An 18,422-nucleotide genomic window follows, 5' to 3' on the forward strand; every position below is an offset into this window, starting at 1 on the left:
TATTTACCTTCATTATAGTAAAAAGCAATTGTAAAAGTTAGTGAAAAAAGTAAAAAGATGTTTTAATAACAATGATTGTAAGGACTATTTTTTCACAAAGTTAAATATTAAATATATGTATGCAACGTTATTTTTATAATTTGCTATTCTTTGTCATCTAGCCTTTATTCTTAGTCATTTTACCCATTTTGACTAAGAATAATTGAAATTGAGTACGAAAAATAAAAATAACTGCTTAAGTCTATTGAACTAGCAGTTATTTTAAGAACTTATTATTCATTCTACTTAATTTCAATTAAATGCTTGACAGAGTATAGTAATTCCAGTTAAAGCCAACATAATACCGAAAGCATAACCATAGTAAATAGCTAAAGGACTAAAAACATTATCTGTTCCTTGAGTTCTTACATGTTTAAAATACTTTTTAGCTGCAAAAACAGTATAACAGCCACCTACAATCAAAAGTAGACCAATAACTGATAGAATAACAATCTTCATCATGATTGCTCACCTCAAATGAAAATACCAGCTAACAATATACCTACGCCTGCAATAGCTATAAGGGTACCTTGATAATAACCAGCAATAATGCCAAAAGAAGAAAATTGATTTTTCTTAATATTCTTTTGTTGGTTATTAACAAAATGATTATTGCTGGTGATCGTGTAAATACCACCAAAAATCATTAATGCACCAAAGATAATTAAAAACACTTTAAGCATATCTTTCATCCTCTTTCTAGTTTCTATTATGCTTCAAAGCTTAATCTTGGTGGCAAAACCGTCCTATTCGGTTGTTTTTTTGTCCTAAATGGTACTATTCTTTGAGATTTTGTTGCTCAATCAAGGATTTCATCTTTTCTGCTTGACTACGAGCATAAGGAACTACATCCCCATTAGGAAAGATCACTACTTTTTTATGCAAATCAATTGTTTGAATATTCTTGGGATTGACTAAGCAGGAGCGCGATATTTTAGCCAAAAACGAATTATCCTTTTCAACTTCACGGATATTGCCAACGAAATCCGCTTCGCCATCACTTTTTACCAAATGCAATTTATGTGGGAGCTGAGACGTTTCAACATAGTAAACATCATCAATATTGATGTTCTTAACCAGGTGTCCTAAACGGTAAGAAAAAGTCATCTTTTTAACTAAATTCCACTCAGATAGATTCTTTATCGCTAACTGCAGCGTTGTGGTAATTCGTTTCTGCATCGCTACTGGATCACCTTTAACAATATAATCGATTGGACCGATACGTCGCTGAAACGTCATCAGCGACAATTCTTCATGTGTAGTAACAAAGATAATTTGCGCACGGGGATCATGCTTTTTAGCCAGCTCGGCCAAGTCTAAGCCAGTCTTAGCATTGGCTTTATCGCTTAATTCAATATCTAAAAAGTAAAACGCACCATCTATCTGATGATTTCCCAGGTAATTTGCGACCTCATCATAGCTGTGTCCTACTATTTTAAAATCAAATTCTATTGGATCTTCGTCTGACAAAAACATCTGCGCATTTTTTGCCATTTTAACGATTTCTTCTGCTTGTACAGGATCATCATCACAAACAATTACTGCATATTTCATTTCTATTCCACAACCATCGTAAATTTAAACCAATCATCTTTGATACTGCGATCAATGTACATTTGATCATATTTCTTCGCAATATCATCTACATTAGCTAGCCCCAGGCCCTTGTGACCTTTCTTAGTAGTAAAACCTGCCTGGCTCATTTTTTGTACAGAAAGATTAGAATCTTCACATCGATTATCAATCTCATACTCAAACTCACCGGGCTGGTCTTGATAGATCATCACATTAATCTGCGCTTTAGACAAATTTTGACTTGCCTCGATTGCGTTATCGAACGTAACGCCAATAATACGTACAAGGTCAAACAGATCTATGTGCGGCAATTTTTCAATACTTTGCTTGCATTCAAAGTGATATGGAATCTTCTTCTGGTGGACTTCATTCAACTTACTAATGATAATGCTCTTGATTAGATCATTATGAATGTTGTCTACATCATTGAAACGCCACAAGTCCTGACTATTGATTTGCGTATTAGAATAATGTTCTAGTTTGTTGAGCAACTCTTGATTGTTCCCATTGGCAGCACTCAGTTTCAAACTCGTCAGCATATTCTGATAATCATGCTTAAATTTCCTAAGCTGCAACTGATTTTGTTCCAAGCTAGCGGCATACTTTTTCAGTGTTTCTTGTTCTTTTTTCTGCATCAGATCATGCTGGATTTGAACAAATGAGTAATAGATGTAAAAGCCTAACAAGATTTGTGCCACTTCAACGAGTAACAGCATTGGCATGATAGGTACCACTCTTTTTATTGGTAAAAAGGCAAGTGTTAGAAAGTACAAAGAAACATAAGCGTAGCTGACCGCCATTAAAAATATTTTACTTGTTTGACTTTGTAGTTGTTTTTGAAGAAACCAGACGTACTTTTTAACTAACATCACACAAACTAAATAGAAAATAGTTAGCAAAATACTTTCATAAAAAGCAAGGTGATCGTAATTTACATTACCGTTTTTATCGGCACGGAAATAAACTAATACACTTAAAACAAAGTATTCAATTAAGAAAAAACTATCCCCCATCACTATTGTAGTAATAATCTTAATATGATCAGACTTGTGATAATAGAGAACAAACAATGCTATTGCAACCAAAGTCGAAACTAACGAGGTATAGATGCTAAATATCTTTGTAACAAAAAGAATTATAAAAGCAAAGGCAATAAAAATTCGTTCATAAAAGTGCTTAACCTTAATGTCTGTCACTTTATAGAAAAACCAAATAGTAAAAATCGTCATAACTAGGCCTTGGTATATTCCCATAAAGCTCCAGACAATTCGGGGATATTCTTTGATTATTTCTCTAAATGTATCAATAATTTCAGTCATAATAGTCCTACACAATCTTCTTAATGCTACTCTTTAATTTTATCAGACCTTATGTTGAAATATTTACCAGACAAATCAAAAAGGCAGCCAAAGTTTGGCTGTCTAAATTTAACGTCTTAAGCTGTAAAATTGTACTACTTTCAACTTTACAATTTTTCCACTCTCAACTTTACAATTTTTCCACTCTCAACTTTACAATTTTTCCACTCAAAAAAGCTTCCAGAAGTAGTCACTTCTGAAAGCTTTAATTTCAAAACTTTTTTACTTATACATATATTTCTTGCAAGCTTCTGCGGGATCCATACCATTACGGATCTTCAAAGCCAATTCAATTGAAACATCCGCAATAATTGATTGTGGATCAATCACATTATACGGATGATCTGGAGCCTTTTCTTGAGCTAATGACAATTCAGTACAACCTAGCAAAATTACATTGCAGCCATAGTCATCATGCATCTTTTGTAAGATTTGATGATATAACTTGCCATCTACCACGCCTTTTTCTTTAATATCGCGATAGATTAGCTTAGTTACCATTGGTTGGATCTCCGGACCACCGAATTCAACGTCACGGTGAACGCGATGGATTTCATCTTCATACAAGTGATCATAAATTGATCCTTCAGTAGCAATCAAACCAATCTTTGTTTCTTTAGGATATTCTTCAATAAATCTGTGCACTGCAATACGCATCATGTGCAAAAATGGAATATCAGTCAATGCGGCCAGATCATCATAGAAATAGTGAGCCGTGTTGCATGGCATTACAAAGAAATCTGGATTCAGCTTTGCTTGTCCCAAAACATCATCTTGTAAATCATAGAAGAAGTTAGGCTTGCTATGGTCTTTAATATATGCAGTTCTATCAGGAACTTGAGCATCATTTACCAAAATATAATTTAAGTAATCTTGGTCTTTAGCAATTTTTACTCGATGGTTAATCAAGCGGACGTAACTTTCAGTGGCAATTGTTCCCATGCCACCAATAATACTAAAAAAGTGCTTCATTATGTCACCTTTTATTTTCTAAAGTGTTCTTTTTCGCCTTCTAATTCGTTAATTACCTTTTGAGCAACAACGATATCGGATGGGTATGGTGTGTTAACGCCACGAACTTTTTGGAAAGCATCAGCACCCTTACCACAAATTAAGACAACATCCTTAGGGCCGGCCATTGCAATCGCATCGTGAATAGCCTTCTTACGGTCTAACTCAATTGTGACGTCACACTTAGAGTGATCAATACCAGAGTCGATTTCTTCAGCAATTGACTTAGGATCTTCAAAACCTGGATCATCAGTCGTCAGGAATGCTTTATCTGCGTATGCAGTTAAACTTTCACTGAAGCCTGGACGACGAGAAATACCTTTATCACCAGGAGCACCAACAACTACGATAATCTTAGGGTCATTGAATTCATTTTGCATAAAGCTCATCAAAGCCATCATTGAAGCCTTATTGTGAGCGTAGTCAACAACAACCATACCGTGGCTCTTAGTTCTTTCGGTTTGCATACGACCAGGAATAGTAACATCACGAATACCCTTGGCACATTGATCATGGTTAAGGCCAGCAAGACCAGCACCAATGATTGCTGCAGTACCGTTTGATTCGTTAAAGTCACCCAACATCTTCAAAGTGTAGTCACCGTTAATATCAAGCTTTCTAGCCTTATCACTAGCACAATAGAGCTTGAAGCGGGTTTCCTTCATATCCAATTCTTGAGAAGCAAATCTAAAGTCAATTGGCACCTTCAAATCAGGATTTTCAAAGTCTTCTCTAGCAAAGAGATAAATACTATCTGGATTAGTGGTTGTAGTAGCTGCTGCGTAAATTTCGTTAAAGTGAGCAGTCTCAGCGTTAATAATACACTTACGTGAGTTAACCATTAATTGAAGCTTGCAGTGCAAGTAATCAGCAAAGTTAGGGTGTTCATTTGGTCCGATATGGTCTGGACTAATGTTCAAGAAGAAGCCCAAATCATAAGTTAAACCAAATACACGATTCTTCTTGTAAGCTTGACTTGAAACTTCCATTACCAAGTGTGTCATGCCATTATCAACAGCAGTACGCATATCACGGAACAAGTCCAAACTTTCTGGGGTAGTTAAACTAGACTTGAAACTATCTTCTGGTTTAGGACCAACAACGTCATTAACTGAAGAAATCAAAGCAGTTTTACCGCCATTAGCTTGATCAAGCATCCCCTTCAAGAAATATGCGGAAGTAGTCTTACCCTTAGTACCAGTGAAGGCAACAACGTATAAATCATCTTGTGGGAAACGGAAGAATGCAGCTGAAAGCAATGCCATAGCCTTAGAAACGTCACGGACGATTAAAGCGTGCATCCCTTTGCCTTCTGGATAAGGTTGTTCAGCCACATAACAAATTGCGCCATTATCCTTGGCCATTGATAAATAAGTAGGTCTAAAGCCAGCACCTTTGCAGAAAAATAAAGTATTAGTTTGGATATCACGTGAGTCGTAAGAAACATACTCCATCTTAGTTGCTACAGTATCTTGTACTGCGCTTGACTTAAGCAAATGGTGCTCTTTTAAAATTAATATACAGGTATTTAAAGAAATACTCATTATTTTCTCCTCGTTGTATTAAAACATTCAGTCAAAATTATAACACAGCTAGCGCTTACTTTTCGCCTTCTTCGGATCAAGTGGCAAACGAATAATAAAACTTGTCCAATTCTTATCCGATTGACAGCGAATCGTGCCATGATGCAAATCTACTACGCTCTTGGTAATTGATAATCCTAAACCGGTACCACCAGTCTTGGTATTACGCGAAGTTTCCACGCGGTAAAAGCGTTCAAAGATTTTTTTCTGCGAATCTTTTGGTATCGGGGCACCATTGTTTTCAACTCGTAATTCCACTTCACGTTTATTAACTAAATTAGCAATCAACTTAATTTTGGTTGCACCTATGCCATATTTAAAAGCGTTAGAAATTAAATTATTGTAAACACGCACTAGCTTTTCTGCATCAGCTTGAATAGTTAAATCCTTTGGCCGAGCTTCAATTTCAATCTCAATGCCTTTCTTCTCAGCTTCTAATTCAAAACCAGCTGCGACTTGTTCAAGCATTGAATAAATATGCAGACTGTTTAAATTCAACTTTGTATTAGTAGATTTCAAGGTTGTATATTCAAACAAATCATTAGCCAAAGATTTCATCTGTTCAGCCTTAGTATACGCGATATTGATATATTTCTGTTGGTCTTCTGGCGAAGCAACGCCACTTTTCAAAAGACCCAGATAGCCGATAATTGACGTTAATGGCGTTCTAATATCGTGCGAAACGTTAGTAATCAATTCATCTTTAGATTGTTCAATTGCCCGTTCTTCGTTGATTGAATTAACTGTACTATCGACTAATGAGTTAATTGAATCAACTACACGCTGCAATTCAGGCCGTACCCTAAAGTTGATTCGATGATCAAAATGACCACTGGCAATATAATGCAGTTCTGAGATCACATGCCGCAGCTGCATCTGGTGATATCTTCTAATTAAGCGCCAATAAAGAACGACTAAATCGCCGATCCCCATCAAGATAATAAAGATATTCTGCCATGACCATAAATGATAACCACCAGCAAAAGTCATGGTCTTTTTCAAAAAGTAAATACCATTTACCAGACTTTGATCTTGTAAAATAGCCAAATGAATTAGGATAATAATCGACAGATTTAACAAAAGCAGAAGAATGACCGTTACGACACCTTCTGCAAATAATTCGCTCTTTTCAGCGCCAGTAAGTTTGACGCGTTCTTTTTTCATTAAACTATGCCTCGACCTTGTATCCTACGCCCCAAACAGTTTGGATAACATCTTCGCCGCCTGTAGCCTTTTGGATCTTATCACGCAAATGAGAAACATGGACCATAACGGTCTTGGCGGAAACAATGGATTCTTGTTGCCATACACGTTCAAAGATCTCATCAGCTGAGAAAACGCGGTTAGGGTGACTAGCAAGCAAGTATAAGATACCGAATTCAAGCGCCGTTAATTGGATGTCCTTACCGTCAATTGTTTTTACTTCATGAGAATCACGATTGATTACTAATGGACCAACTTCCAAAATATCAGGCTTTTCATCCTTAACCTGCTTTTGACTACGACGCAAAAGTGAACGTACTCTAGCCATTACTTCAAGTGGATTAAATGGCTTAGATACATAGTCATCGGCACCAGTAATCAAGCCCTGAATCTTATCCATGTCGCCTGTTTTAGCAGAAACGATGATAATTGGAATATCAGAGTCTTTTCTAACTTCCTTAATAACCTCGATCCCTGACATATTTGGCATCATCACGTCTAAGATCATCAAAGCAATATCTGGCGTGGTAGTTAACTTAGTAATAGCTTCCTTGCCACTATATGCAGCAATTGGTTCATAACCTTCATTTTTAAGATAAATACTTAAAAGTTCTACGATTTCTTTATCATCATCAACAACTAAAATTTTCACGAGGAAGAATCCCCCTTCTTCTTTTTTTCTCAATTATTATCTATATATAGTTTAGCAAACCTTATGACTATTTTACTCAATTTTAAGAAAAAGGACTAAGATCAACGCCTATCTTTAAATTTTGTTAAAAACAAAAAGTCTGGAAAAATTCCAGATTTTAACTTTACTATTGAATTTCTTTTTTGCCAGTGTAGAGCTCGTAGTAGTAGCCCTTTTCTTTCAAAAGTTGTTCGTGATTACCACGTTCAATAATATGACCGTGATCAAGTACCAAAATCAAATCTGAGTTGACGATAGTTGACAAACGGTGGGCAATAACAAAACTTGTTCGTCCTGCAAGCAGGTTGTCCATTCCGGCTTGAACCATCTTTTCAGTTCTAGTATCAATGCTTGAAGTAGCCTCATCCAAGATCATAACAGGTTCATCTGCGATCATTGCCCGGGCAATACTAAGTAGCTGCATTTGCCCTTGAGATAAATCGCCACCGTCACCATCAATTACAGTTTGATAGCCATGATCAAGATCATGAATAAATTCATCCGCGTGTGACAACTTCGCTGCTTGGTAAACGTCATCGTCACTAGCCTCTGGATTACCAAAACGAATATTGTCCATAATTGTACCAGTGAACAAGTGCGTCTCCTGCAAAACGATTGAAAGCGACTTACGCAGATCATCCTTTTTAATATTCTTAATTGGAATGCCATCGTAAGTAATTGTTCCCGAATCAATTTCATAGAACGATTAAGCATGTTAGAAATGGTAGTTTTACCTGCACCAGTTTCACCAACTAAGGCAACTTTCATTCCTGGCTTAGCGTTAATGGAAATATCATGCAAGATTTGATGATCTGGCACATAACTAAAGTTGACATGGTCAAAGATAATATGACCACGAACTGGTACTTTCTTAATAGATCCATCTTTCTGTGGGACATTCCAGTTCCAATTACTGCCGACTTCTTCACCCTTGGAAATCGTAACAGTACCTTTATCGGTTTCTGAAACTTGATCTTCTAAGTTGAAGATTCTTTCAGCACCAGCTAAAGCCATGACAATTGAGTTCAACTGTTGTGAAATTTGCGCAATTGGCATACTGAATTGCTTAGATAATTGCAAGAATGAATCAATAGCACCAAGTGAAAGTGGAGCCCACTGATTGATAGCTACGGCACCACCAACAAAGGCAATCAAAACATACAGCAAGTTTCCCATGTTACCCATGATTGGGAAAAGTACAGTAGCATAAGTGTTAGCCTTGCCAGATGCCTGACGAAGTTCTTCATTGTATTTATCAAAACCAGCTTTAGATTCAGGTTCATGGCTGAAAACCTTGATAACCTTTAATCCGTTAAGCATTTCTTCGTTATAACCATTGATTTGACCCAATTTCTTCTGTTGAATTTGGAAGAAATGACTTAATCTAATTGTTAAGTAACGGACAATTCCAAATGACAAAGCAAAGATGATAAATGAGAAGACCGTCAATTGCCAGCTCAGAGTAAACATCGCAACCACAACGAAGACCAAACTTAAAGCTGAGTTAGTAAATTGTGGAATTGATTGCGAAATCATCTGCATCAAGGTATCAATATCGTTAGTGTAACGCGACATGATATCGCCAAATTCATTTTGATCAAAATATGAAATTGGCAAGCTCTCCATATGAGTAAACATCTCGTTACGAACACGATATTGAACTTTTTGCGCTAACACACCCATTAACATGTTAAAAAGATAGTTTGATAAAAAGCCGATAGCATAGATACCAAACATAACGGCGATTGCTGTTGCTAGCGGGCCATAATTAGGCACTTTTTCTTTAGTCAACGGAATGATGTAGTCATTGATTAACCGTTCAATAAACAGTGAACCGATAACGTTGCTGGCTGCTGCCAAAACGATAGTAATCATGGAAGTGATGAGCATCCATGGACTAGTACTATTGATCAATTTAAGCAAACGCAACAAGATTTTGGTTCTACTACCCTTAACTTGATTTTTATTTTCTACTGCTTTATCCAAACTGCTCACCTACTTTCCTTGTTCTTCTTGGAACTTCGCAATTGAACTGTAAAGATCATTAGTCTTCATCAATTCATCATGAGTACCAATATCTTGAATCTTACCATGATTCATAACGATAATCCGGTCAGCGTCCTTAATTGAAACTATTCTCTGGGAAATAATGATCTTAGTAGTATCAGGCATATCTTTAGCAAGAGACATTCGAATTTCACGCTCAGTACTAGTATCAACCGCTGAAGTTGAATCATCTAAAATCAAAATCTTAGGGTTCTTCAATAAGGCTCTAGCAATAGTGATTCTTTGCTTTTGTCCACCAGAAACGTTGTTACCGCCTTGTTCAACCATCGTGTCATAGCCATTAGGCATTTCACGAATAAACCCATCAGCATGAGCAATTTTAGCAGCTGCGACAATTTGTTCATCAGTGGCGTTTTCGTTACCCCACTTTAAGTTATCTTTAACCGTTCCTGTGAACAAAACATTGTTTTGCAAAACCATCGCAACGTTGTCACGCAAGGTCTTTAAATCATATGACTTAACGTTATGACCGGCAACACGTACCGCACCCGACGTTACATCATAAAGACGTGGGATCATTGAAACCAAGGTAGATTTAGAAGATCCTGTTTCACCAATAATCCCAATCGTTTCACCTGGCTTGATTCGTAGATTAATATCATCAAGCGCATTGGTTTTATCAGCTATTTCATACTTAAAACTAACGTGGTCAAAAATAATTTCACCATTAGTCAAACGCTTGAGTGGCTTCTTAGGATTTTCAATAGTTGGTTCTTCCGTAATTACAGCAGCAATACGACGACCACTGGCACCTGAAATAACCAACTGAGTGGTAATCATAGCCAAAATGTTCAAACTAAATAAAACTGAGTTGGAGTAAGTGAACATTGAGATCAACTGACCAGTTTGTAAACTGCCACCAACAATTTCTCGTGCACCAAACCAGCAAATTGCCAAAGTTGAGATATTCAAAACCGCTGCAACTACCAAAGCATTCAAAGACATAATCTTTTGTGCAGTAGCAAAGAGCTTATAAATAAAACCAGACGACTTTTCAAATTGTTTAATTTGTGGCTTTTCCTGGACATAGGTCTTAACTTCACGAATACCACGAACATTTTCACGAACTACTTGGTTCATGCGGTCGTATCCTCTAAAGATCTTAGGGGAATATGGGTAAGCTGACTTAATAATCAATCCTAATGCTAATGCGAAAAGTAGTCCTAATACCAAGAAAATCAGTGATAAACGTGGGCTGATAATCACAGACATGATGATTGATACAACAAACATCATTGGTGCTCTGACCGCAATTCTAATTAACATTTGATATGCAAGTTGAACGTTGTTAACGTCAGTAGTCAAACGTGTAACCAAACTAGCACTTGAAAAATGATCGATATTTTCAAAGGAGTAATCTTGCATGTGGTAGAACATGTCTTTTCGCAAGTTTGCGGCAAAGCCGGCAGCAGCATGAGCTGAGACATAACTTGCACTTGCCCCTAATATTAATGAAACGATCGTTAATACAAGCAAAAGCAGTCCCATCTTACTGATATAAGGCATATTGCCCTTCATAATTCCGTTATCGATCAAAATACCAACTAAATATGGAATCAGCATTTCGATAATAACTTCACCAATAACGAATAGTGGTGAGAGTAGTGACAATTTCTTATATTGTCTGATCGATTTGCTCAACGTTTTGACCATATAAAACCACCTTTCTATTTCTTCCAAACCAAAATCATAAATAAAAAGATAAATAGGACAATGCCTATTTATCTTTTATGTGTAGTTATTATATTTAGTATGTACTTATTTTTTTAAAGAAGCAAGTTATTTGCGTTGAGGTCTTGGTGCAAATGCGGAACCTACAATATGGTAGTGCTGTCTAAATAAGTAGCGTACACCATATGCCACAGCAGCAATAATCAAGTCTACAATACCTGGCAATACAGGATTAATTACACGGATTGCTGGCAATGATAAGATCCAAATCCAAACAAATAAAGCTACTGCAATACCTAACCCACTTAAGATAAATTTAGACCAACCAATACGTTGACCATTCTTAGGCATCACTAGGTCGTTATATTTAACCATAAATACGCCCATCATAATACCTACACTGGTTAAGGTTAAAATACCCATTTGTGAGTTTTCAGGTTGCTTTTCGTTTTGGAATAAAGCAACAAGTCCAAACAAGCCGACAAAAATAGCTACATACAAGAGTGCTCCATCAACGGCTAATTGCCAAAATGGCGTCTCAACTGGCTTTTGTTCTGGATGAAGCAATTGTTCAGCCTTGATCTTAGGTGAAGCCAGGTAAAGGCCATTAGCTGGTTGACCATGGCGTTGAGCAATAATAATTTCACTTAATAAGTCATCAGTCATTGCAATAGCATCATCACGTGACATTGAACCTTGACGTTGCAATTCCTTTTCCAAACGGAAAACATAGTCTCTGTTCTTATTACTCAGCTTTTCACGAAGAATCTTAGGATCTGTATTCTTTAATTCTTCATCTTTAGCATCAGTTTCAGACGCTTTTTTTAGCTTTTCTTGCTTTTCAGCATTAATATTTGAATTATTCTTTTCTTGTTCTTTTTTTGTATCTTCAGCCATTCTTACTCCTAGACGTTAAATCTGAATTCGATAATGTCACCGTCTTGAACCACGTAATCCTTACCTTCAAGACGTAATTTACCTGCTTCCTTAACCTTTTGCATAGTTTCAAGCTTATCCAAGTCATCAAATGAAACAACTTCAGCACGAATGAAACCACGTTCAAAGTCTGAGTGAATAATACCGGCAACTTGAGGAGCCTTCATGCCTTCGTGGAAAGTCCAAGCACGAGTTTCAGGACCACCAGCAGTAAAGAATGTTCTAAGACCTAAAATGTGGTAAGCAGCACGAATCAAACGGTTAAGACCTGGTTCCTTAACGCCTTCCATTTCAAGCATTTCTTTCTTGTCATCGCCATCAAGACCAGCAATTTGTTCTTCGGCAGAAGCAGAAATACCCAATGCTTCGGCATGTTCCTTTTCTGCATGCTTCTTAACGATTTGGAAGTACTTGTCGCTTTCTGGATCAGCCATTGAACTTTCAGCGATGTTAGCTACATAAATTACTGACTTAGCAGTAAGCAAGAACAAGCCTTTAACAATCTTTTGTTCATCCTTGTTAAAGTCAATTGAACGAGCAGCATCCCCGTTTTCCAAAACTGGCTTTAATTTTTCAAGGACAGCCATTTCAGCTTTAGCATCCTTGTCGCCCTGTTGAGCAACCTTCTTAACTTTACCAATCCGCTTATTAACGGCATCGAGGTCAGCAATCGCAAGTTCCAAGTTAATAGTATTAATATCTTCTTCTGGATCAACCTTACCAGTAACTGAAGTGATATTGTCATCGTCAAAAGCACGTACCACGTGAACAATCGCATCGGTTTGACGGATGTTTTCGAGGAACTTGTTACCAAGACCTTCACCTTTAGAAGCACCCTTTACCAAACCAGCAATATCAGTAAATTCGAAAGTAGTATGTACAATCTTCTTGGCAGGAATCAATTCTTGAATTCTAGCCAAACGCTTGTCAGGAACTTCAACCATTCCGACATTTGGTTCAATGGTGGCAAATGGGTAATTAGCCATTTCGGCACCAGCCTTAGTAATCGCGTTAAACAAAGTTGACTTACCAACGTTTGGTAAACCAACAATACCAGCAGTTAATGACATTTGTTGTCCTCTTTTTCTAAAAATCTATCTTTTATGTTTTTATCTTACTTGTCTATTTTATCTAAAATTTGGGCGAGCGATACTATCTTTTGGTACATATTGCTCTTTTTTTGCATTAACCGGATCATTTGCTTTGGTTAAAACTTTTTTCATTTTCCGGTTAAATTCACTGCGGGGCATCATAACTATGTGACCACAGCCCATACATTTCAATTTGATATCCGCACCCATGCGTAAAATTTCCCAGTCGTTGACTTGGCAAGCATGTGGCTTTTTCATTTGAACAGTATCCGCCAAATTATAAACAATTTCTTTAGCCATCTAAATCAACACCTAACAAATCAAGAATTCGATTAAGTTCATCAGCAGAAGCAAAATCAATTGATAAGTGGCCTTTGCCCTTCTTAGTTTCAGAAATATTGACGCTTGCACCAAACTTATTTGAAAGTTGATTTTCACTAGCACGAATAAATGCGGATTTCTTAACCGATTTCTTACGTGGCTTTTTAGCATTCATCTCGCTGACAAGAGCTTCAACTTTACGGACAGGCATCCCTTCCTTGACAACTTTTTTAGCCAAGGCATCAATCTTGTCTTTGTCCTTCAAGCCCAAAAGGGTTCTGGCTTGCCCCATTGACAATTCGCCGTGCTGTAACATGCGCTTTGTCTTGTTTGTCAAAGTTAATAAACGCAGATAATTAGCAATATATGGACGAGACTTGCCCATTCGCTTAGAAACTTCTTCTTGAGTTAAGCCTAAATTCTTTTGAAGCATTTCATAAGCTTGTGCTTCTTCAAGTGGAGTTAAATCCTCACGTTGCAAATTTTCCAAAACTGCAACTTCCATCATTTGACTTTCATCAAACTTGCGTACAATTGCAGGAATGGTCTTCTTCTTAGCTAACTTAGAAGCACGATAACGACGCTCACCGGCAATAATTTCATAGCCATTGACAGACTTACGCACGATGATCGGCTGAAAAACGCCATTTTCTTTGATAGAATCTGACAATTCTTTCAGACTTTTATCGTCAAACCGTTTTCTAGGCTGATAGGGGTTAGGGCGAATATCGCCTAAATTAAGTTCTTGGACTTCCTCAGTTTCTTCAATTTGAGGTTCATCTTCAAAAAGCGCCTCAATGCCGCGTCCTAAGCCGCCCTTCTTTTTTGGCTCTTTACTTCTTGAGTCTCTTGCCATGAGCTTTTAACACCTCTTTTGCTAAATCATCATATACCTTCGCACCACGTGACTTTGGAGCATATTCAGTAATTGGCTGACCATAACTTGGAGCTTCTGCCAACTTGGTAATTCTTGGAATAATTGTTTTATAAACTTTTTTGCTAAAGTAAGATTGAACTTCCTTAACAACTTCCGCACCTAAGTTAGTTCTTGCATCCAACATGGTCAGCAATACGCCTTCAACACCTAAGTCTTTATTAAAGTGTTTTTGAACCAAACGAATAGTATTTAAAAGCTGGCTCAAACCTTCCATAGCGTAGTATTCACTTTGGACTGGAATCAAAATTGAATCAGATGCAGTAAAGGCATTGATAGAAAGTTGACCCAAAGATGGTGGACAGTCAATAAAGACAAAGTCATATTGATCGCTCACTGCATCAAGTGCAGACTTAAGTCTCGTTTCACGGGCCATCATACTAATCAATTCTGTTTCAGCACCAGACAAATTAATGGTTGCTGGTACCATGTCTAACTTAGTAGTTGAAGTATGATGAATCGTATCTTGGATAGGAATTTCATCAATCAAAACATTGTAAATGTCCTGGTCAATCTCTGATTTTTCAATTCCTAAACCAGAGGTAGCGTTGCCTTGAGGATCAATGTCCACAATCAACACGCGATAACCACGGTCGGCAATTGAGGCTGCTAAGTTAATGGTAGTCGTAGTTTTGCCTACGCCGCCTTTTTGATTAGCAACCGAAATTACATTTACCATATTTTTCATCCCTTCCTATTTTCTTTTTAGTTCAATCATAATCTTGTAATCGTCAGGATCCTTATCTTCCTTAACTTTAACCTTAATACCTGAATCTTTAGCCAATTTAATAGCTTTTTTAATTGTATTAATCTGTACTTTTAAGTCTTTTGGAATTCGACTGGTTACATGCTTTTGTTCTGGTTTAGCCTTCTTCTTAGGAGCAGGGTTAAAGTAACCGTCAACGTCTTTGGCAATTTCTTCCGTTTGTTTAACGGTCAAACCTTTTTCTTCAACTTCTGCTAAAACACGCTTTTGATCTTCATCACTTAAGCCAATCAAAGCACGACCGTGACGAGCGGTAATCTTGCCATCAATTAAAGCTTGTTGAACATCATCGCCCAATTTTAATAAACGCAATTTATTAGCAACATAAGATTGTGATTTACCCATGTCCTTAGCTAAAGCAGTTTGAGTCAAATCATTCAATTTCATCAAATTAGTGTAGGCTTTAGCTTCATCAATTGGATTCAGATCTTCACGCTGCAAGTTTTCAATCAAAGCTAATGAAGCAGCTTGATCGTCATCCATATTATTAACGATAGCTGGAATTGTCTTCCAACCTAAACTTTGAGCAGCGCGATAACGACGTTCACCAGCAATAATTTCATATTGATCGCCATCTTCTCTTACAACAATTGGCTGAAGAAGGCCATCTTTATCAAGCGTTTCAGCTAATTCTTTAATAGAATCATCTGAAAAACTACGCCGTGGTTGATAGCGATTAGGAACGATTTTATCTAATTCAAGATCTTGAATTTGTTTATTTTTAGGGACTTCATCATCGTGATGCATAAAAGAAAATAATGACATATTTCTTTCTCCTCCTAAGTTAATGTATTGGTTTACGCCGCGGTGTCCCAGCCTGACGCGGATACTTCTTTGGCGTTGCTTTAATCTTTTGAACTAAAACCAAGGTTCTCTCTTCTTCACTTTCTGGCAAAGTCAATCCTTCATCTTTAATGAGTTTGCCACCTAAGACCTCAAGAGCTTTCTTGCCATCATCTAATTCATCTTCAGCCTTTGGACCTTTTAAAGCTACAAAATAGCCTTCTTTTTTAACTAAGGGCAGGCAATATTCACTCAATACAGACATTCTTGCAACAGCACGAGCAGTAACAATATCAAACTTTTCACGATAAAGTTTGTTTTGTCCAACGTCTTCAGCACGACCATGAACTAATTCCACGTCCGTTAGGCCCAGTTGAGCAATCAAATCTTTTAAGAAATTCAATCTCTTTTGAAGAGAGTCAACAATTGTTACTTTAAGCGTTGGCTTCAAAATTTTAAGCGGAATCGATGGAAAACCGGCACCAGCACCAACATCACAGAGAGTTGCACCATCTTTAAAAACTTCACCAAAAGTAAAAAGTGGCGTAACACTGTCATAAAAGTGCTTAAGATACACTTCATCTTCTTCTGTGATTCGAGTCAAGTTAACATGTTCGTTAACTTCAACCAGCAATTTAAAGTAAAGTTTAAATTGCTGCTTTTGTTTATCAGTTAACTTAAAATTATGTTTTGATAGTTCTAAGACAAATTTTTCAGGATTCATTTTTCACCCGTGAAACCTTGTTTCACACTTCTAAATTTAACGCAAAATATACTGATTAGTAAAGAGAAATCATCTTTCAATTATGAAGTATTTTATTGCAATCGTCAAAGTTTTACGGCTTGCAAATAAGGTATAATAGGACAACAAGGAGAAAGAAAATATGGTTGTTACTTTAATTGTTCTAGCTTATTTAGCATATAAAGCTTATACAGGCTACAAGACCGGCTTTACACGCTACATTATCGGCTTAATTTGTTCAGCAATTGTCTTTATGGTTGCCATTTTTATGCAAAACCCATTTGGCAATTGGCTGTATATGCAATTTACTGGAGAAATGATCAAAAATAATGCAACAAACAATGTAGAATTAATGATCGCACGTTTCGCTGCATTCTTTATTGTTTTCTTTGTTGGAAAAATGATCATGAAGATTTTCAAGAATTGGATTCCTGCAAAGAATCCACATGCTACGAATTTAGGCAGCATCTTAGATAACGTATTAGGTGCACTGGCATCCCTGATTGCTAGTTACTTTATCGTTTACGTTGTCCTATCAATGTTTAATGCATTGCAAAATCCGTGGTTCATGCAACAAACAATTGATTCTTCATTCTTAAGATTCATTATTTACAGCACACCAGGACTTTCCAACGGCGTCTTCAATAATATCTTTAACATCAGTAAAACAGTTGGTTAACAAAATAAGGACTAAGCTGAAAAAGCTTAGTCCTTATTTTTAATTATTAAAATTATCGTACTCCACATGTTCATCATTATAAACGAAAATTGCACCGATTCGATCAGCATTATCGTGCCACCCCTTCATCGGATGACCTGCGAAAAACAGCCTTTTACATTCAATTTCGGCTTCAACTGACGTTCTAGTAAAAGTTGTTACGCCAGCCAAGTCGGTCTTCACAGGATAGCCAGTTCTAGGATCGATTAAATGGTGATACTTATGTCCATCAACAATCAAATAACGTTCATAGGTACCACTAGTTACCGCTGAACACTGAGGCACCATTACCGAGGTAATATTATCGCCACGTGGTTCTTTCGGGTCCTGGACACCAATTGTCCATTGATGATTAGCTCTCTTAGGTGAATCCCCCACGAGCAAAATATTTCCGCCTAAATTAATAATCCCAGCTTCTACGCCATAAGCCAGCCAGAGATCGCGAATTCTGTCAGCAATCCAACCTTTAGCAATGCCACCTAGGTCTAATTCCATGCCTTTCATTTTAAGAAAAACGCTTTGATCTTGATCATTCAACACTACCTTGAATGGATTGATCAACAACATTTTGTCTTTAATTTCTTCATCTTTAGGCACATGTGCTCCTTTAAAGCCAATATGCCATAATTTAACAACAGGTCCAATCAACGCATTAAAGCCAAAATTTTCTCGACTTTGTTCAACAGCTAATTTTACTAAGCCATAAACTGCACTGGATACTTGAACTGGATGATCGCCAGCCGCATGATTAATATCCATTACTTCAGATTCATCACGATTAACTGTCAATAGATCTTCATAATGATCAATCAGATCAAATGATTTTTGCAACAAACTACGATCTTGTGTACCAAAAATCTGTAAAGTAATTGAAGTTCCCAAAGCATGATGGTGTCCAACTACTTGCTCTAATGCTAAATCTTTAATCATTTT

The 18,422-nt window shown here is 36.9% G+C and carries 18 protein-coding genes and 1 pseudogene; 1 reads left to right on the plus strand and 18 read right to left on the minus strand.

Annotated elements, in window-relative coordinates:
• Positions 1 to 291: 291 nt before the first annotated feature.
• The 17 genes and pseudogenes from FC57_RS03200 to rsmG all read right to left on the minus strand — a co-directional run bounded on the left by FC57_RS03200 (position 292) and on the right by rsmG (position 16,753).
• Positions 292 to 501, minus strand: a complete 210-nt coding sequence (locus FC57_RS03200) for a hypothetical protein (protein ID WP_007126033.1) — start codon at positions 499 to 501, stop codon at positions 292 to 294.
• Between the two features lie 11 nt (positions 502 to 512).
• A complete protein-coding gene (locus tag FC57_RS03205; RefSeq protein WP_040529538.1) occupies positions 513 to 722 on the minus strand; it encodes a hypothetical protein in 210 nt (69 codons plus the stop codon).
• A 94-nt stretch (positions 723 to 816) separates the two neighbouring features.
• The gene (locus FC57_RS03210; protein ID WP_007126031.1) at positions 817 to 1,593 is read right to left on the minus strand and encodes a LytR/AlgR family response regulator transcription factor; all 777 of its coding nucleotides are present in this window, start codon (positions 1,591 to 1,593) and stop codon (positions 817 to 819) included.
• A gap of 2 nt (positions 1,594 to 1,595) precedes the next feature.
• The gene (locus FC57_RS03215) at positions 1,596 to 2,933 is read right to left on the minus strand and encodes a sensor histidine kinase (protein WP_007126030.1); all 1,338 of its coding nucleotides are present in this window, start codon (positions 2,931 to 2,933) and stop codon (positions 1,596 to 1,598) included.
• Positions 2,934 to 3,194: 261 nt separating this feature from the next.
• The gene (locus FC57_RS03220) at positions 3,195 to 3,944 is read right to left on the minus strand and encodes an aspartate/glutamate racemase family protein (protein ID WP_007126029.1); all 750 of its coding nucleotides are present in this window, start codon (positions 3,942 to 3,944) and stop codon (positions 3,195 to 3,197) included.
• A gap of 11 nt (positions 3,945 to 3,955) precedes the next feature.
• Positions 3,956 to 5,527, minus strand: coding sequence for a UDP-N-acetylmuramoyl-L-alanyl-D-glutamate--2,6-diaminopimelate ligase (locus tag FC57_RS03225; protein WP_007126028.1), 1,572 nt, complete (start codon positions 5,525 to 5,527; stop codon positions 3,956 to 3,958).
• A 48-nt stretch (positions 5,528 to 5,575) separates the two neighbouring features.
• Positions 5,576 to 6,730: a sensor histidine kinase gene (locus tag FC57_RS03230; protein ID WP_007126027.1), complete on the minus strand. Its 1,155-nt coding sequence runs from the start codon at positions 6,728 to 6,730 to the stop codon at positions 5,576 to 5,578.
• A gap of 4 nt (positions 6,731 to 6,734) precedes the next feature.
• Positions 6,735 to 7,421, minus strand: a complete 687-nt coding sequence (gene croR, locus FC57_RS03235; RefSeq protein ID WP_040529537.1) for a response regulator transcription factor CroR — start codon at positions 7,419 to 7,421, stop codon at positions 6,735 to 6,737.
• 166 nt (positions 7,422 to 7,587) lie between these two features.
• A pseudogene (locus FC57_RS03240) lies at positions 7,588 to 9,350 on the minus strand (ABC transporter ATP-binding protein).
• Between the two features lie 105 nt (positions 9,351 to 9,455).
• Positions 9,456 to 11,180 carry an ABC transporter ATP-binding protein gene (locus FC57_RS03245; protein WP_007126023.1) on the minus strand — a complete coding sequence of 575 codons (1,725 nt, stop codon included), beginning with the start codon at positions 11,178 to 11,180 and terminating at the stop codon, positions 9,456 to 9,458.
• A gap of 126 nt (positions 11,181 to 11,306) precedes the next feature.
• Entirely contained in the window at positions 11,307 to 12,095 is a 789-nt protein-coding gene (locus tag FC57_RS03250) for a DUF1129 domain-containing protein (RefSeq protein WP_007126022.1), read from the minus strand.
• Positions 12,096 to 12,103: 8 nt separating this feature from the next.
• A complete protein-coding gene (ychF, locus tag FC57_RS03255) occupies positions 12,104 to 13,204 on the minus strand; it encodes a redox-regulated ATPase YchF (RefSeq protein ID WP_007126021.1) in 1,101 nt (366 codons plus the stop codon).
• A gap of 57 nt (positions 13,205 to 13,261) precedes the next feature.
• Complete coding sequence (locus FC57_RS03260; protein ID WP_007126020.1) at positions 13,262 to 13,525, minus strand: DUF951 domain-containing protein; 264 nt, start codon at positions 13,523 to 13,525, stop codon at positions 13,262 to 13,264.
• A complete protein-coding gene (locus FC57_RS03265; RefSeq protein ID WP_007126019.1) occupies positions 13,518 to 14,402 on the minus strand; it encodes a ParB/RepB/Spo0J family partition protein in 885 nt (294 codons plus the stop codon). The genes FC57_RS03260 and FC57_RS03265 overlap by 8 nt, the downstream gene beginning before the upstream one ends.
• Positions 14,380 to 15,159, minus strand: coding sequence for a ParA family protein (locus FC57_RS03270; protein WP_040529534.1), 780 nt, complete (start codon positions 15,157 to 15,159; stop codon positions 14,380 to 14,382). Before FC57_RS03270 ends, FC57_RS03265 begins: the two co-directional genes overlap by 23 nt.
• Before the next feature lie 15 nt (positions 15,160 to 15,174).
• The gene (noc, locus tag FC57_RS03275) at positions 15,175 to 16,011 is read right to left on the minus strand and encodes a nucleoid occlusion protein (protein ID WP_040529533.1); all 837 of its coding nucleotides are present in this window, start codon (positions 16,009 to 16,011) and stop codon (positions 15,175 to 15,177) included.
• Positions 16,012 to 16,030: 19 nt separating this feature from the next.
• Positions 16,031 to 16,753 (minus strand): 16S rRNA (guanine(527)-N(7))-methyltransferase RsmG, encoded by a 723-nt coding sequence (gene rsmG, locus FC57_RS03280; RefSeq protein ID WP_007126016.1) that lies wholly within the window; start codon positions 16,751 to 16,753, stop codon positions 16,031 to 16,033.
• A gap of 160 nt (positions 16,754 to 16,913) precedes the next feature.
• On the opposite strand from rsmG, the gene FC57_RS03285 reads away from it, so the two are divergent.
• Entirely contained in the window at positions 16,914 to 17,450 is a 537-nt protein-coding gene (locus FC57_RS03285) for a CvpA family protein (RefSeq protein ID WP_007126015.1), read from the plus strand.
• A 39-nt stretch (positions 17,451 to 17,489) separates the two neighbouring features.
• Here FC57_RS03285 and FC57_RS03290 read toward each other — a convergent pair whose 3' ends face one another.
• Positions 17,490 to 18,419 (minus strand): FAD:protein FMN transferase, encoded by a 930-nt coding sequence (locus FC57_RS03290; protein ID WP_040529532.1) that lies wholly within the window; start codon positions 18,417 to 18,419, stop codon positions 17,490 to 17,492.
• Between the last annotated feature and the right edge of the window lie 3 nt (positions 18,420 to 18,422).

The sequence above is a fragment of the Lactobacillus ultunensis DSM 16047 genome (assembly GCF_001436305.1).
Taxonomy (GTDB): domain Bacteria; phylum Bacillota; class Bacilli; order Lactobacillales; family Lactobacillaceae; genus Lactobacillus; species Lactobacillus ultunensis.

What these genes read in the sequence shown, in the direction of transcription:
- FC57_RS03250 (WP_007126022.1), bottom strand. Translation starts at nt 12,095, where the DNA reads ATGGCTGAAGATACAAAAAAAGAACAAGAAAAGAATAATTCAAATATT.
- FC57_RS03200 (WP_007126033.1), bottom strand. Translation starts at nt 501, where the DNA reads ATGATGAAGATTGTTATTCTATCAGTTATTGGTCTACTTTTGATTGTA.
- FC57_RS03290 (WP_040529532.1), bottom strand. Translation starts at nt 18,419, where the DNA reads ATGATTAAAGATTTAGCATTAGAGCAAGTAGTTGGACACCATCATGCT.
- FC57_RS03285 (WP_007126015.1), top strand. Translation starts at nt 16,914, where the DNA reads ATGGTTGTTACTTTAATTGTTCTAGCTTATTTAGCATATAAAGCTTAT.
- FC57_RS03230 (WP_007126027.1), bottom strand. Translation starts at nt 6,730, where the DNA reads ATGAAAAAAGAACGCGTCAAACTTACTGGCGCTGAAAAGAGCGAATTA.
- FC57_RS03260 (WP_007126020.1), bottom strand. Translation starts at nt 13,525, where the DNA reads ATGGCTAAAGAAATTGTTTATAATTTGGCGGATACTGTTCAAATGAAA.
- ychF (WP_007126021.1), bottom strand. Translation starts at nt 13,204, where the DNA reads ATGTCATTAACTGCTGGTATTGTTGGTTTACCAAACGTTGGTAAGTCA.
- FC57_RS03220 (WP_007126029.1), bottom strand. Translation starts at nt 3,944, where the DNA reads ATGAAGCACTTTTTTAGTATTATTGGTGGCATGGGAACAATTGCCACT.
- rsmG (WP_007126016.1), bottom strand. Translation starts at nt 16,753, where the DNA reads ATGAATCCTGAAAAATTTGTCTTAGAACTATCAAAACATAATTTTAAG.
- FC57_RS03245 (WP_007126023.1), bottom strand. Translation starts at nt 11,180, where the DNA reads ATGGTCAAAACGTTGAGCAAATCGATCAGACAATATAAGAAATTGTCA.
- FC57_RS03205 (WP_040529538.1), bottom strand. Translation starts at nt 722, where the DNA reads ATGCTTAAAGTGTTTTTAATTATCTTTGGTGCATTAATGATTTTTGGT.
- FC57_RS03215 (WP_007126030.1), bottom strand. Translation starts at nt 2,933, where the DNA reads ATGACTGAAATTATTGATACATTTAGAGAAATAATCAAAGAATATCCC.
- FC57_RS03270 (WP_040529534.1), bottom strand. Translation starts at nt 15,159, where the DNA reads ATGGTAAATGTAATTTCGGTTGCTAATCAAAAAGGCGGCGTAGGCAAA.
- FC57_RS03265 (WP_007126019.1), bottom strand. Translation starts at nt 14,402, where the DNA reads ATGGCAAGAGACTCAAGAAGTAAAGAGCCAAAAAAGAAGGGCGGCTTA.
- FC57_RS03225 (WP_007126028.1), bottom strand. Translation starts at nt 5,527, where the DNA reads ATGAGTATTTCTTTAAATACCTGTATATTAATTTTAAAAGAGCACCAT.
- FC57_RS03210 (WP_007126031.1), bottom strand. Translation starts at nt 1,593, where the DNA reads ATGAAATATGCAGTAATTGTTTGTGATGATGATCCTGTACAAGCAGAA.
- noc (WP_040529533.1), bottom strand. Translation starts at nt 16,011, where the DNA reads ATGTCATTATTTTCTTTTATGCATCACGATGATGAAGTCCCTAAAAAT.